Source organism: Staphylococcus condimenti, assembly GCF_001618885.1.
Taxonomy (GTDB): domain Bacteria; phylum Bacillota; class Bacilli; order Staphylococcales; family Staphylococcaceae; genus Staphylococcus; species Staphylococcus condimenti.
In genome coordinates, this window is sequence record NZ_CP015114.1 from 675956 (window position 1) to 691354 (window position 15399).

12 protein-coding genes and 1 pseudogene are annotated in these 15399 nt (G+C 34.1%); all 13 read right to left on the bottom strand.

The window, feature by feature from the left end:
- Positions 1-171 precede the first annotated feature (171 nt).
- A complete protein-coding gene (locus tag A4G25_RS03330; protein WP_047131309.1) occupies positions 172-3291 on the bottom strand; it encodes a type I restriction endonuclease subunit R in 3120 nt (1039 codons plus the stop codon).
- The gene (locus A4G25_RS03335; protein WP_052766728.1) at positions 3281-4549 is read right to left on the bottom strand and encodes a restriction endonuclease subunit S; all 1269 of its coding nucleotides are present in this window, start codon (positions 4547-4549) and stop codon (positions 3281-3283) included. Before A4G25_RS03335 ends, A4G25_RS03330 begins: the two co-directional genes overlap by 11 nt.
- Positions 4539-6052, bottom strand: a pseudogene (locus tag A4G25_RS03340) (class I SAM-dependent DNA methyltransferase). The gene A4G25_RS03335 and the pseudogene A4G25_RS03340 overlap by 11 nt, the downstream one beginning before the upstream one ends.
- A gap of 207 nt (positions 6053-6259) precedes the next feature.
- The gene (locus A4G25_RS03345) at positions 6260-7177 is read right to left on the bottom strand and encodes an RluA family pseudouridine synthase (RefSeq protein WP_047131310.1); all 918 of its coding nucleotides are present in this window, start codon (positions 7175-7177) and stop codon (positions 6260-6262) included.
- 12 nt (positions 7178-7189) lie between these two features.
- Positions 7190-7672 (bottom strand): signal peptidase II, encoded by a 483-nt coding sequence (gene lspA / locus A4G25_RS03350; RefSeq protein WP_047131311.1) that lies wholly within the window; start codon positions 7670-7672, stop codon positions 7190-7192.
- Positions 7673-7778: 106 nt separating this feature from the next.
- Positions 7779-8267, bottom strand: coding sequence for a CHAP domain-containing protein (locus tag A4G25_RS03355; protein ID WP_047131312.1), 489 nt, complete (start codon positions 8265-8267; stop codon positions 7779-7781).
- An 8-nt stretch (positions 8268-8275) separates the two neighbouring features.
- Complete coding sequence (locus tag A4G25_RS03360) at positions 8276-9070, bottom strand: VOC family protein (protein WP_232011925.1); 795 nt, start codon at positions 9068-9070, stop codon at positions 8276-8278.
- 213 nt (positions 9071-9283) lie between these two features.
- The gene (ileS, locus tag A4G25_RS03365; protein WP_047131314.1) at positions 9284-12031 is read right to left on the bottom strand and encodes an isoleucine--tRNA ligase; all 2748 of its coding nucleotides are present in this window, start codon (positions 12029-12031) and stop codon (positions 9284-9286) included.
- 268 nt (positions 12032-12299) lie between these two features.
- A complete protein-coding gene (locus A4G25_RS03370) occupies positions 12300-12908 on the bottom strand; it encodes a DivIVA domain-containing protein (protein ID WP_047131315.1) in 609 nt (202 codons plus the stop codon).
- 24 nt (positions 12909-12932) lie between these two features.
- Complete coding sequence (locus A4G25_RS03375; RefSeq protein ID WP_103163134.1) at positions 12933-13658, bottom strand: YlmH family RNA-binding protein; 726 nt, start codon at positions 13656-13658, stop codon at positions 12933-12935.
- 121 nt (positions 13659-13779) lie between these two features.
- A complete protein-coding gene (locus A4G25_RS03380) occupies positions 13780-14076 on the bottom strand; it encodes a YggT family protein (protein ID WP_047131317.1) in 297 nt (98 codons plus the stop codon).
- Between the two features lie 12 nt (positions 14077-14088).
- Positions 14089-14709 (bottom strand): cell division protein SepF, encoded by a 621-nt coding sequence (locus tag A4G25_RS03385; RefSeq protein ID WP_047131318.1) that lies wholly within the window; start codon positions 14707-14709, stop codon positions 14089-14091.
- 5 nt (positions 14710-14714) lie between these two features.
- Entirely contained in the window at positions 14715-15389 is a 675-nt protein-coding gene (locus tag A4G25_RS03390) for a YggS family pyridoxal phosphate-dependent enzyme (protein WP_047131319.1), read from the bottom strand.
- Positions 15390-15399 lie beyond the last annotated feature (10 nt).

Here is a 15399-nt window from a genome sequence, read left to right on the forward strand (position 1 = left end):
ATAAAGAACTTGTATGTTTAAAGTTTAAACTCATATTAAATTTTAAATTCTAAAAGATCAAAATTCTAAAACGTTCTACTTCATTCTAAAAGAGTATAATTAAGCTTATCCAAACTATGCATCGAAAAATAGAATGATTACTGTTTTCTAATTATATTTATAATATAACATTTACAAACTATTCGCCATTAATTCAGCCTGTTCAACCACTTGTTTTGTTGCAGTTGTTTCTAAATCTGGAGGATAACCATATATTCTTAACAATCGTTTAACAGCTGAGCGCATTTTAGCTTTAGCACTTTTTTTATACTGCCAATCAAGGCTCATATTTTGTCTAACTGTTTTAGCAAGTTCATGTGCAATTACTCTTAACTCTTTATCTTCCATGACTTTTTTAGCAGTCTCATGTGAGGCTAATGCATCATAAAATGCAATTTCTTCTGTACTTAATCCAAGGTTTTTACCTTTCGCTTGATCTTCCTGCATTTGTTTTGCTAATTGTATTAATTCTTCGATAACTTTAGAAGCTTGAATTGAGCGGTTGTTATATCGTTGAATAGAGTTATCTAGCATTTCAGAGAACTTTTTAGATGATATCGCATTTGTTTTCAACAGCGCTTTTACTTTACCTTTAAGCAATCTATTCAACAACTCTATCGCAACATTTTTTTGCTCTAATGCAGCAACGTCTTTTAAGAAATCATCAGATAAAATTGAAATATCAGGATTTTCTAGTCCTAAAGTTTTATAAACGTCAACAACTTCTTCAGTCACTACAGATTTTGAAATAAGCTGTTTAATCTCAGCTTCTATTTCAGCAGGTGTTTTGTTGTTACCTCCATCATTTTTAGGTGGCTGTATCAACTTTACAACAGCAGCTTTCACTGCTTTTAAAAAGGCAATTTCATCATTTAATTTTTGAGCTTCTACTTCTGTTGCACATAATGCGTAAGCTTTTCCTAATTCAGTAACCGTATCAATAAACAACTTTTGATCATCTTTTTTCAACCCAAGAACATAGTTCATCGTGTTAGAAATAACATAGTAACGTTCTGACTTCTTACTTGAGTTAAAGTTAGAATAATCAAAACCATGCATAATATCTTTAACCACATCATATTTCGTCAATAATACTTCTAATGCTTTTTTAGTATCAATACCTGTTTGGTCTTTATCGGATTCTGTATATTCTTTAAGTGCTTCTTTCAAACTATCCGCAATACCAATATAGTCAACAATTAAGCCACCTGGTTTATCCTTAAATACACGGTTTACTCGCGCGATTGCTTGCATTAAGTTATGACCTTGCATCGCTTTATCAATATACATTGTGTGTAATGAAGGAACATCAAAACCTGTTAGCCACATATCGCAGACGATGACTAATTTAAGTTCATCATTTACATCTTTCATACGTTTTTCTAATTCGTTTCTACGCTTTTTGGGTCCAATATGTTTTTGAAATTTTTCTGGATCACTTGAAGAACCAGTCATAACGATTTTAATGGCACCTTTATGGTCGTCATCAGAGTGCCATTCTGGTTTAAGCTTAATAATTGCATCGTATAATTTCACAGCAATACGACGACTCATCGTCACAATCATGCCTTTACCGAAGATAGCTTTTTGTCTTTCTTCAAAATGCATAACAATATCGTTTGCTAGCGTCTTAACTCGATCATCTGCCCCGGCTAAAGCCTCAACACGGGACCACTTAGATTTCAACTTGCTCTTGATATCTTCCTCTTGACCTTCTGTAATTTCTTCATAGGAATCATCAATATTTAAGTCTTCTGGAAGATTTAATGGGATGACACGACTTTCATAGAAAATTTTAACAGTACTGCCGTCTTTAACAGATTGCGTCATATCATACACGTCAATATAATGACCAAACACCATTTGAGTATTCTTATCTGTAGAAGCTACAGGTGTACCAGTAAAACCAATAAAGGAAGCATTTGGTAAAGCATCTCTTAAATATTTCGCATAGCCATACTTCATTCGGCCTGTCGTTTCATCAAGTTTAGCTTTAAAACCGTACTGCGTTCGATGTGCTTCATCTGCGATGACAATTACATTTTTTCTTTCAGTTAAGGCTTCCATAGAAGATTGTCCTTCTTCAGGTTCGAATTTCTGCATTGTGGTGAAAATAATACCACCCGACTCCACAGATAATAACTCTTTCAGATGTTTTGAAGTATCTGCTTGTTTAGGAGTTTGTCTCAACAATCCTTTACCAGAACGACCTTTGGATTTTGCGAAGGTTCCAAACAATTGATTATCTAAATCATTTCTATCTGTAACAACTACTATTGTTGGATTGTTCATTTTTTGGATCATCTTACCTGTGAAAAACACCATAGTTAAACTTTTACCTGAACCTTGCGTATGCCATACAACTCCCGCTTTACCGTCTCCGTATTCAGATGATGAATCTATCGCACTTTCGACTGCTTTATTTACTGCGTAATATTGATGATACGCAGCTAAAATTTTAACAACATCATCGTTATCATCTTGAAACAAAACAAAATAACGAATTAAATCTAAAAGTACCGTTTTGTTTAACATACCGTGAATAAGCACACTTAGACTTTCAGTATTAGATGAAGCCTCCGTTTTACCATCTCTCGTCCGCCACGTCATAAAACGATCATAATCAGCAGTTAAAGACCCTGCTTTCGTATTCACACCATCACTTGTCACTAACACTTCATTGTAAGTAAACAATTGAGGAATTGTAGATTTATATGTTTGAAGCTGATGATAACCTTCTTCAACACCTACATTTTCATTCGTAACATTCTTTAACTCAATCACAACTACAGGTAAACCATTAATAAATAATACGATATCTGGACGCTTATTATAATCACCATTTACAACTGTTAACTGATTCACAGCTAAAAAATCATTGTTTTCAGGGTTTTGAAAATCAAAAATATTGACCAAATAATAAACAGTTTCGCCATTATCATTATAATATTCAACTTCGATACCATTAATCAGTAGTTCATGAAAGTTACGATTATTTTCTAGTAAACTCGGTGACTTCTCAACTGTTAATTCATGAATGGCTTGTTGAATTACCTTAGAAGGAACATTAGGATTTATCTTATGCATGACCGCTTCTAATCTTCCATTCAACACAACATCTTTATCGCCCTCTCTCTCAGTAGAGATGCTTGTACCGTTAGAATCTGTAACATCTTTTACTTCATACCCCAATTCACTAAACCATTCTAAAGCCACTTGTTCCAAATCATCTTCACTAAATCTATAACTCATTTTCATCCACCTCCACTTCATCAGGTATTTCAATTTCACCAGACATAAGCTTAGGGAGAAGAGTATCACGAAGAATAGTCAACTCTATATTTTCTCTTTGTAATGCTTCTATTTTATCTATAAATGGATTGACTATTTCAACAAAATTTTTTAAAACCTTTTCATTAGGATGTAAAAACGGCATGTTTTTAATTATTTTAGAGTTAACTGCATTCGCAATAGACGAAGTATTTCCTAATGATTCAAAATTGAATTGTTGTAAATAAAAGTAAGTGAATGCCTTACCAATCTCATTAGATACGAAATGAGCAATTGCCTCATTAGTAGCTAAATTTTTACTAGCAATTTTCACTCGTCCGACCGTTAATTTAAAGCTTAATAAAACAGTTCCTTCAGGTATTACTTTAACTCTATAGTCCTTTACTGCTTCATTTGTAAGTTTTTCTTTTGTCTTAGTTATAAAAGATTCTTCATCTTTCATATCAGAAATTGATACCCAATCAACCCCTTCTTTAAAGCTAAAAAGTTCTCGAATCTTTCTGGGAGGCGTTTTGCCAATTGTAATTTTATAAAGATTTTGCGCTTTTTCGTAATTCCACCCTTTAGGTAACTCTCCCAATTCACTCTTTTTCATTTCCCCACCACTAGATTTATACGGATTACCATTCTCATCAGGAAATTCAAAATCAACAAACCAGTGTTTAAATAGTGTTTGAGAAAGTTCTTCAAGGTTTGCAATGATTTTATTGTTTAAACTTATTTTATCATCTATATTTTTCAAAACATGAATTTGTTTTATTTGATTTTCAATACTTGGTATTTTCAATGATATTCCTTTCACTGTTTTGCCAGATACTTCACTAAAAGTAGATCCTGTGCCTAAGCCTTTTATATATTCCATTTTATATTGCAACTTATAATACAAATATTCAGGTATAATTAGTTTCTCATCACAAATTACACTTTTAAACCCTTGATTGGTACATAATTCATTTTTTGCAATAGCTAAATATCCAATCGGTGCTCTTGAAGTCATTAAGACTGTTCCTTTAGGTAGCATTCTTGCACTAGACTTCTTTAAACCTTTATCAGTTATATATCTTTCTCCATGAGAAATATACTTTCCACTAAAATCAGATAAATCTTTAGGAGTAATCCATGCTATATCACCATTATAATATTCTACTTGTTTGGTTGATGGAGTTCCTCCTCCTACTACATTTCCTAAATCTTTTATTTCATACTCCTTAAACTCCATACCCTATTCCCTCCAATGACTTTCTAATTTGTTCTTCAAGTTCTTTGGATTTGGCGAATTGTTCGCTGAGTTCTGAAGTAATGCAATCCATTTTTTGTTCGAATGGTTCACTGTCTTCTTCAATTTCTGCTAGCCCAATATATCGTCCTGGCGTTAAGATATATTCGTTTTTACGTACTTCTTCAAGAGTTGCGACTTGGTTTAAGCCTGCTTCGTTTTTATATTCCTCTTCACTTGTACCTCTCCAGGCATGGTAGATACCAGCAATTTTTTGAATGTCTTCTTGAGAAAATTCTTTTAATGTACGTGAAACCATATGACCAAGATCTCTAGCATCAATAAATAAAATTTCTCCACGACGTTCTTTTTTACCATTTTGCCCTTTGTTATTAGTAATAAACCAGAGACAAACTGGAATTGGTGTGGAATAGAAAAGTTGACCTGGTAAAGTTACGATACATTCTACTAAATCTTCTTCTATTAAATTCTTACGTATAGCAAGTTCTTCTTTATTACTTGTAGACATGGAACCATTGGCTAAAACAAACCCTGCTGTGCCACTTGGCGCTAATTTAGAAATCATATGTTCTATCCATGCATAGTTGGCATTTCCTTTTGGCGGGATACCAAATTTCCAACGATAATCATCTAATAAGCGTTCTTGTCCCCAATCACTCGCGTTGAAAGGTGGATTCGCTAGTATAAAGTCTGCTTTTAAACCTTTATGTAGATCGTTATGGAATGTATCCGCATTTCTTTCTCCTAAATCATTATCTATTCCACGAATAGCTAAGTTCATTTTTGCTAATTTCCATGTCGTCGGGTTAGATTCTTGACCATAAACTGAAATATCGTCTAATCTCCCTTGATGATTGGCAATAAAGTTTTCACTTTGTACGAACATCCCGCCAGATCCACAACAAGGGTCATAGATTCTACCTTCATATGGTTCAATCATCTCAACTAATAATTTTACAATTGAAGATGGCGTATAGAACTCACCAGCATTTTCCCCTCAGCGCTTGCAAATTTAGCAATAAAGTATTCATAAACTCGTCCTAACACATCTTGTTTTTTAGCGTTAGAATCTCCAACTTTAAAGGTAAATAAATCAATAATATCTCCAAGCTTTTCTTTATCTAAATCTTGACGTCCATAATTTTTCGGCAAAACGCCTTTTAAAGATTCATTTTCTTTCTCTATTGCGATCATCGCTCTATCTATAATTTGACCAATTTCAGGTTTTTTCGCATTTTCATTGATATATGACCAACGTGCTTCTTGAGGCACCCAGAAAATATTTTCTGCTAAGTATTCATCTTTATCTTCTTCATCTGAATACTCATCTTTTTGTAATTCCTCATATTTTTCTTCAAATGCATCAGACACATACTTTAAAAATATTAAACCTAATGCAACACTTTTATATTCAGCTGCATCCATACTGCCGCGTAATTTGTCTGCAGTTTTCCATAATTTTTCTTCAAATCCAATTGTTGCCATTATAATCCTCCTGGTTTGGCTAGTTTCTAACTATTCTTTCTTCACTTTATATTCATTATATTATTAATAATAACGAAAGCACATCAGTATTTTAAGTATTTCTAATAAATCATTGCTAAAAACTGAATTTTTATCTAATTTTTCATCTTTTCTTTTACTTATCGTATATAAAAAAAGAGACAGAGTTTTTTCTCTGTCTCGCCCTATTTACGCTTCTCTCAACCTTATATCTGCTAAAACTTGTTTGAAGTCTTCTGGTAAATCAGTCTTACGTTCAATATATTCACCAGTAACAGGATGTTCAAAACCAATCACACCAGCATGTAAGGCTTGACCGCCGATATCCATTGTTTTCTTCGGTCCGTATTTTGGATCACCTACTAATGGATGGCCAATATACTTCATATGCACGCGAATTTGGTGAGTTCGTCCTGTTTCTAATTCACATTCTACTAAAGTATAATCTTTGAAATGTTCTAAGACATTGAAGTGTGTAACCGCATCTTTACCATCGTCTACTACAGCCATAGATTGACGGTCTTTTTTATCTCTGCCGATTGGCGCATCAATTGTGCCGTAATCATGTGGAATATTACCGTGTACTAAAGCAGTGTATTTTCTAGTTACTGTTTTAGCCATCAATTGTTCCACTAAATTACGATGTGCAATATCATTTTTTGCAACCATTAATAGACCAGATGTATCTTTATCAATACGATGGACGATACCTGGGCGAATTTCACCATTAATACCTGATAAATCTTTAATTTGATACATTAATCCATTCACAAGTGTACCAGTATAATGACCAGGTGATGGGTGCACTACCATACCTTTTGGTTTATACACAATAGCAACATCAGAGTCTTCATAGTAGATATCAAGATTTAAGTTTTCAGGTTTGATATCCGCTTCAACTGTCTCTTTCTCTGTCACTTCAATCTTATCATTCAATTTCACTTTGTGATTTGCTTTCACTTTCTTACCGTTCACTGTTACCAAATCTTCTTTAATCCAATCTTGAATTTGACTTCGAGACCAATCCGAATTAAATTCTGGCAACAGTTTATCTATACGCTGACCTACTTGCTCAGCTTCTGTAATTTCATAGTTAAACTCTGTCATGTATATACTCCTTTACTGAACTTTCGATTTGCGGGAGTCAAATAATAAGGCAATTAATACCAGAATAACACCAATCGTTAAACTTGAGTCTGCGACATTAAAGATTGGAAAATCATAACTGAAAATTTTAGTATCAATAAAATCAACCACTTCACCATGCAACATGCGGTCTATAAAGTTACCTAGCGCGCCTGCAAATAATAAACTGATGGCTACTTGCATTAAGAAATTGCCCTTTGCTTCTTTGATGTAGAAAAAGACTAATAATCCTAAAACAACAACAGTTACAATAAAGAAGAAGCTCATTCTCCCACTTAAAATGCCCCAGGCTGCACCATTATTGCGATGTGAAGTAATATACAAAAATTTAGGTATCACTGTATAAGAATCACCGATTGCCATAGACTTTGCAATCACAGCTTTTGTTACTTGATCTAAAATCAAAACAGCAATAGTGATAAACAATGTGACACTTATAAAATATTGTTTTTTCATGTGTTCCTCCCCGAAGAAAAGTAATTCATCTTGTTTCAACTTTCTTCGTATGTTCTTTACAACATGTTATATTATAACAAATTGTTATTCGAACCAACACTATTAATTAATTTTGCTCTTTTTCAACCTCAGCTTTGGGATTCTTTTTAGGATGAATATAGTTGTAACTCTTTGCTTCTTCCGCTGTAATAGGACGTGATGATACTTTATAAGGTTTAATATAATTCATTTCTGATACATCAAAGGATCCATCTTTATTTACACGTTCTATATAAGCCACGTGTCCTAGTTTACCTTTCGTTGTCTGCATTAAAGCATGGGCAGCTGGTTTATTATTAACAACATAGCCATCTTTTTTAGCGTCCTTAGCCCAATTTTCAGCATCACCCCAGCGATTGCTGATCATGTTGCCGTCTTTTTTAACTTTATCAAAAGCATAATACGTGCACTGTCCTTCTTCATACGCATTAAAACGCATGGGATCAGGTTTCAATTCTTCAATCCATCGTGAGACTTCATTTTTATTTTCATAAAGAAATATTGCAGTACCGACAAGAACAATCAGCAAAACAACTGTTTTTAATAGTTTTTTCATCTTTATAATTAAGCTCCCAAATAATTAAATCTGAACTCAATACCGTCAGGTCCTTTAATCCATTTATGTGCAGTTTCTGGGTAGTGATAATCAATAAACGATAAACCATAAGTTTCAGAACTTTCCATTCTTTTCATACTCGACATCCAATGATTCACAGCTAAATGATGATGATAACCACCAGAAGCCATAAAAAGTGATGAAGAGTTTACATAAGATGATTCTTCTAAACCAAAATATTTTAAATAGAAATTTTTAACTTCTTTTAAACGAATTGTTTTTAAATGCACATTTCCTATTTTTGTATCTGAAGGTAAAGCTTCCCAATTTTTATGCGTTCTTAAATTCATCAATTTAGAAGCATATAAAGGTCTTGTATCCATAATGACACGATTTTCTTTATCATAATCCCACGTTTCTTCTGGCAAGTCTGCATAAAATTCAAAACCGTTGCCTTCTGGGTCACTTAAATATAAAGAAGTACTCACGTCATGTTCAGCACCATTTATCACAATATCTTGTTCTGTTAAGTGTGCCATTAAATCTGCCAAATCAGCATGTGTCGGTAATTTAATACCAATATGGAATAATCCCGCTTCAGACACTAATGGTTCTCTCCCATGATCTAATTGTCTTAATGTTATACGATGTCCTGAGTCACCTACCTCGTACTGAATCGAGGTATATGTTTCATTCATGACTGTAAATCCTAATATATCTTCATAGAACGGTTTTAACGCTTCTTTATCTCTGACATTTAATGTTACACCGTTCGCGTAATGATCTCGTTTGTACGCTGCCAAGGTTGTTACTCCTTTCATTTATATTTATTAATAACCTTTTCGTTCTTTAATACACAAGTAATATTTATTATAACTATTTTTGCTGTTAAATACTTCTAAGGCGCTCATATGTTCTGTAAATAAATACAAATTATACTAAAAATAAAAAAAGAAGAACACCGTGGATGTTACTCCAAGGTATTCTTCTTAAAAAACTCTTTAATTTGAATCAGATTACAAGTCAGCTACTACGCCTTGGCAACGCGGACATAAGTGGTCTAAACCATTGACAGAGCCAAGTTCAGTGCTATAGTTCCAACATCTTTCACATTTTTCACCATCAGCATGAACAACCTTAATGTCACCATAGTAATATTCTTTGCCATCTTCAACTTTTTCTTCTACTTCAACTTGTGACACGATAAAAAGTTGATGTAAATTCTCAAAGTCTTTTAAGAAGTCAGCAGCATCGAAACTTTCATTGCTTCCGATAATTACTTTAGCTTCTAATGATTTACCGATTACTTTATTGTTACGTGCTTCTTCTAATGCACGGTTCACATCATCACGTAATTTCATAAAAGTATTCCATTTTTCAAGTAATTCTTCATCTGGTTTTACCACTTCTGGCATATCAGATAAATGAACACTTTCTTCTTTTACATGAGGAATGTATGACCAAACTTCTTCAGCAGTATGTGCAAGAATTGGCGCTAATAATTTAGTCATATCGACTAAGATTTGATAAAGCACTGTTTGCATACTGCGACGTTTATGTGAATCTTGTTTTTCAATATACAAGATATCTTTACCATAGTCTAAGTAGAAGTTACTTAACTCAACATTGATAAAGTTTTGAACTTCTTGATAGATGTTCAAGTAGTCAAAATTATCATAGTGATCAATAATACTTCCAGTAAACTCACGTAAACGATTCAATAAATAACGGTCTACTTCTAACAATTCTGATTCAGGAACAGCATCTGTTTCAGGATTGAAGTCGTTCACATTACCTAACATGAAACGTAAAGTATTACGGATTTTACGATAAACATCTGCAGTTTGTTTCAAGATTTCATCAGAAATACGAACATCAGAAAGATAGTCTACACTACTTACCCATAAACGTGCGATATCTGCACCTTTTTGTTTTACGATTTGATCTGGAACGATAACGTTACCTAATGATTTACTCATTTTTTTACCTTCACCATCCATAACGAAACCGTGAGATAATAAGAATTTATATGGTGATTGACCGCGAGTTGCTACTGCTGTTGTAATTGAAGAGTTGAACCAACCACGATATTGGTCACTTCCTTCTAAATACAAGTCAGCTGGGAATGATAACTCTGGACGTGTTTCTAATACACCGCGATGTGATGAACCAGAATCAAACCAAACGTCCATGATATCTTCTTCTTTTGTAAATTCGCCGTTAGGGCTGCTTGGATGTGTGAAGCCTTCTGGTAATAAATCTTTTGCATCACGATCAAACCATACATTTGAACCATATTTTTCAAATAAGTTTGCTACATGATAGATTACTTCTTTATCCATGATGATGTCGCCATTTTCAGCATAGAATACTGGAAGAGGAACACCCCATACACGTTGACGTGAAATTACCCATTCACCGCGATCACGAATCATATTATAGATACGTGTTTTACCCCAATCTACTTTGAAGTTTGTATCTTCAATCGCATCTAAGATATCTTGTCTTACTTTGCTGATTGAAGCAAACCATTGTGGTGTTGCACGGAAAATAACTGGTTTTTTCGTACGCCAGTCATGTGGGTAACTATGTGTGATGAATTTTAATTTTAAAAGACTGCCATTTTCTTTAAGTAAGTCTGTTACAGCTTTATTCGCTTTGTCATAGAACATACCTTCAAATTGACCGCCTTCTTCAGTGAAGACACCTTTATCATTTAATGGACTGATTACTGGCAAGTTATATTTTTGTCCTACGATATAGTCATCTTCCCCGTGTCCAGGAGCTGTATGAACGGCACCAGTACCTGCATCAGTTGTAACGTGCAAGCCGTTGATTACTAATGATACTCGGTCGATGAATGGATGTTGTGTTTCAACATATTCTAATTCTTTACCAGTGAATTCTTTTTCAAGTTGGATAGCTTCTTTATCCCAATCTAATTCTTCAGCTACTTCTTCTACTAAGTCTTGGCCTACCACATATTTTTCACCATTGACATTGTATTGGCCATATTTCAAGTCAGGGTGAACTGTGATGGCTACGTTTGAAGGTAATGTCCAAGGCGTAGTAGTCCAGATGATGAATTTCGCATCTTCATCAACAACACCTTTACCATCTTTAACATCAAATGCAACATAGATAGATGGTGAACGTTTGTCATGGTATTCGATTTCAGCTTCTGCTAATGAAGATTCACTTGATGGTGACCAGTAAACTGGTTTTTTACCTTTATAGATCAAGCCGCGATCCGCCATTTCACCGAACAAACGAATTTGTGCAGCTTCGTATTCTGGTTTTAAAGTGATATAAGGATCGTTGAAATCTCCGTTTACACCTAAACGTTTAAAGTCTTTCTTTTGAATGTCGATTTGTTCTAACGCAAATTCTTCGCAGAGTTTACGGAATTCAGAAATCGGCATCTCTTTACGTTTAACACCTTTTTTAGTTAATGCTTGTTCAATCGGCAAACCATGTGTATCCCAACCTGGTACATATGGTGAATAATAACCTTGCATAGATTTATAACGCACAATAAAGTCTTTTAAGATTTTATTGAGTGCATGTCCCATGTGTAAATTACCATTCGCATAAGGAGGGCCGTCATGTAAAATATATGATTCATGACCTTTGTTTTTCTCTAAAATTTTGTGATATAAATCTTGTTCGTCCCATTGTTTTTGGATTTCAGGTTCTTTTTTTGGTAACCCGCCTCGCATTGGGAAATCTGTTTTTGGCATAAGTAACGTGTCTTTGTAGTTCATTTATTTCACTCCTTAAAAATATAAAAAAGAACTCTAAGTTCAATTAACAGGGGCGAACGACCGCGGTACCACCCTGATTAACTCAACTTAGAGTTCTCTTCATTCTTTATCCTATGATTAATAAAAAGACAGTGATATAAGAATTAAACATATATTAGGCTCGCACCATCCCTAACTCGCTGTGTGTTCATATGTTCAGCTAATTCTTACGCGTCTGTCTCTGTGTTTGTATAAGCATTTGCGTACTTAGTTCAACATTATAATATACCTATTTATTTTCTTTATTGCTTTCTTTGTTTTCTGCAGCTGTTTGTTGTGCTTTAGCTTGTTGCGCTTGTTGTTTTTCAGCTTCTGTTAAATCATTTTGATTCAAGTGTTGAACATTTTCTTCAGTCACTTGTTGAGCATCTAAATCATAATTTAACAAGTAATCCCAATCATCATTTTTCAATAAGTCTAATTGTGCTTCAACTAACATACGAAAACGTGATCTGAAAATTTTTGATTGACGTTTCATATCTTCTGTTTGGAAAGATAAACGTCTCGCTTTTTCAATACCGTCGTTAACAATGCGATCTGCATCCGCATTTGCTTTATTGATGATTGCTTCAGCTTCTTTTGCTGCAGCAGCTTTAGTTTCTTGGCTTGCAGCTTGTGCTTGTACTAAAGCATCACTTACTGATTGTTGTACTTCTTTGTAAGATTTTAAATTATTTTCTTTTTCTTGAACGACAGTTTCTAATTGTTTGTTTTGATCTTTCAAGTGTTCAATTTCTTGACTCAGTTGGCTTAAATAATCAGCAACCTCACTTGGCTCAAGACCGTTTTTTGTACGGGAAAATTCTTTGTTTTTAATTTCGCTTGGTGTAAAAGACATTTGATTGTCCTCCTTAATCATACACTATTTGAATAAAGTTTCATATACTATGCGCAGTTTGTCTTTCTTTGTTTTAGGACCAATTTCAGTCATTCTCGCACGGCCATGTCCTTGTATCGACAGCAAATCTCCTGGTTCAAGCTGGAAATCTGGACGTTCAATAATGGTATGATTTACTTTGATACGTTTCTTTTCAATATACTGTTTTGCAATTGAACGCGATTTACGAATCATTTCTTTCAGTACAACGTCTAAACGTAATGCACTTACCGTTGCTTGATGTGTTGTCCAATTCTCTTTTGATTGTATCATATCTTGCATTGGAACTTCATGCAGTTTGACCGGCACATTTTTTATACGTTTTAATTCTAACATTATATATGATTCAATATTCTTTGTCAAAATAAACTGAATTTTATCGCCCACAACAATGTCTCCCAATTGATCTCTTTCAATACTCAAAGACATAAGAGTACCTAAAACATTGCGATGATCTATCGTCGCAAATTTTTCAGGGTATTCTAATTCTAACAATACAAGTTCGAAATCTTCCTCTTTCGGAGAAAAATATTCAGGTGCAATCATGGCACGTTTGCGCTCGCTGTCAGAATTTCCGCCATAAAACGAAAGGTTCAATTCAGGATAGCTTCCGACAATAACTTCTAATATATATTGTTCTCTCGGATCTAAAAAATTAGTGAGTACAGGTGCATAATTACGTTCTGCTTGATTGACTTTGTCAAGCAGCATCGTAATAACAGGTTGTTCTTCTTGCCTAAAATGCTGGTAAATATCTATCTTAATTCACCTCTTTAAAATAGAAAAAGGTAAGCCGACAATCCTCTCAGGAAGTGGCCAACCTTCTTTATGTTTATTTAAGTAATTGTTGTAGTATCAAAGTGAATATCGCGCCAAGTCCTTTTTGGAAAAAGATAAGGACGAAAATCGCCACAAGGCTTGAGATGTCAATCATACCGATTGGAGGTATGATTTTACGAAAAGGTGATAAAAATGGTTCATAGATACTCTGTAAAAATCTTCCGAATTTCGAACTTTGGGCGTTCGGAATCCAAGACATAAAGAAGTATACAATCATGCCATAATAATACACTTGAAGTAAAATCATTATGATATTAAAGACAATACTTAAACCTTCAACTAAACTCATTGATTTTTACCTCTATTCATAATCATATTCAGTAGATTCCATATCTTCAGTTATGCTGCCAGCCACTTCTACGTTGTCTGGTGTGCACAAGAAAATATCATTACCTACACGTTGTATATCTCCGCCAATTGCATATACAGTTCCGCTTAAAAAGTCGATAATGCGTTTAGCTGATACGTTATCAATTCTTTGTAAATTAACTAAAGTAGCACGACGATTTTTTAATTCATCTGCAATATCTTGAGTATCAGAAAATACACGTGGTTCAAACAAACACATTTTAGAACTTTCGTGTAAATTAGAAGCATTCATGTTAACCACATTCCTTGCAGTAGATTCATTCATTGGTTGATACTTCCTTTCATTGGAAGACGATTGCAATCGGTTTGTTTGCGTTTGGCGTTTTGGAACAGTTCTAATTGCACGCTGTCTTTCATTATATTGATGATTATTAGATTGTTGCGAACTTTGCTGCTGTTGATTAGGTTCGTAATAAGAATCTTGTTGTGCCGGTCTTTCAGCTTCTGGTTCAGCTTGAGCTCTATTTGTCTTTGAATGCTGCTGATTGTCAGCAACTTCATCTTCCTCTTCTTCTATAACAAAAAAGTTGCTAAATAGGTCTTTTAAAGCCAAGTGGCTCACTCCTCTTTTCCTACTAGTTTCGTACCGATTCTAACATAAGTTGCGCCTTCTTCTGTTGCAATTTCATAATCATTGCTCATTCCCATTGAAAGCTCAGTACATGGCGCATAATCTAGATTCAGTTTGTTAATTTCATCTCTTTTTTCTCTTAACTGTTTAAATACATTTCTGATTTGTGCCTCATCTTCAGTAAAAGGTGCCATCGTCATTAAACCAACTATACGAATATTTTCGTATTGACTCAGCATTTCAATAAAGTCATTCACTTCATTCAATGCAATACCATGTTTAGATTCCTCACCTGAAACATTGACTTGGACAAAACAATTAACTGTATGTGTTGCACGTTTATTAATTTCTTTTGCTAAGCTTTTGCGATCGAGTGCATGTAAGTAGTCGATATTATCAATGACTTCTTTTACTTTTCTAGACTGTAAAGTTCCAATAAAATGCATAATCGCATCATTCGGCAAAGCTTCTTTTTTTGCTTGGAAGCCTTCTAAGCGATTTTCACCGAAATTGCGAATTCCTGCATCATATGCTTCTTTAGCTCGCTCTATTGTAACATATTTTGTAACGGCAATCACGTTAGGTCGTGTGTCGTTTTCAGCACTTTCCAAACTTTTATTAATATTGCTGTTGATTTCTTCGAGATTTTGTTCGACATTCATATTAATTACC

What these genes read in the sequence shown, in the direction of transcription:
- A4G25_RS03330 (WP_047131309.1), bottom strand. Translation starts at nt 3,291, where the DNA reads ATGAGTTATAGATTTAGTGAAGATGATTTGGAACAAGTGGCTTTAGAA.
- A4G25_RS03335 (WP_052766728.1), bottom strand. Translation starts at nt 4,549, where the DNA reads ATGGAGTTTAAGGAGTATGAAATAAAAGATTTAGGAAATGTAGTAGGA.
- A4G25_RS03345 (WP_047131310.1), bottom strand. Translation starts at nt 7,177, where the DNA reads ATGACAGAGTTTAACTATGAAATTACAGAAGCTGAGCAAGTAGGTCAG.
- lspA (WP_047131311.1), bottom strand. Translation starts at nt 7,672, where the DNA reads ATGAAAAAACAATATTTTATAAGTGTCACATTGTTTATCACTATTGCT.
- A4G25_RS03355 (WP_047131312.1), bottom strand. Translation starts at nt 8,267, where the DNA reads ATGAAAAAACTATTAAAAACAGTTGTTTTGCTGATTGTTCTTGTCGGT.
- ileS (WP_047131314.1), bottom strand. Translation starts at nt 12,031, where the DNA reads ATGAACTACAAAGACACGTTACTTATGCCAAAAACAGATTTCCCAATG.
- A4G25_RS03370 (WP_047131315.1), bottom strand. Translation starts at nt 12,908, where the DNA reads ATGTCTTTTACACCAAGCGAAATTAAAAACAAAGAATTTTCCCGTACA.
- A4G25_RS03375 (WP_103163134.1), bottom strand. Translation starts at nt 13,658, where the DNA reads ATGCTGCTTGACAAAGTCAATCAAGCAGAACGTAATTATGCACCTGTA.
- A4G25_RS03380 (WP_047131317.1), bottom strand. Translation starts at nt 14,076, where the DNA reads ATGAGTTTAGTTGAAGGTTTAAGTATTGTCTTTAATATCATAATGATT.
- A4G25_RS03390 (WP_047131319.1), bottom strand. Translation starts at nt 15,389, where the DNA reads ATGAATGTCGAACAAAATCTCGAAGAAATCAACAGCAATATTAATAAA.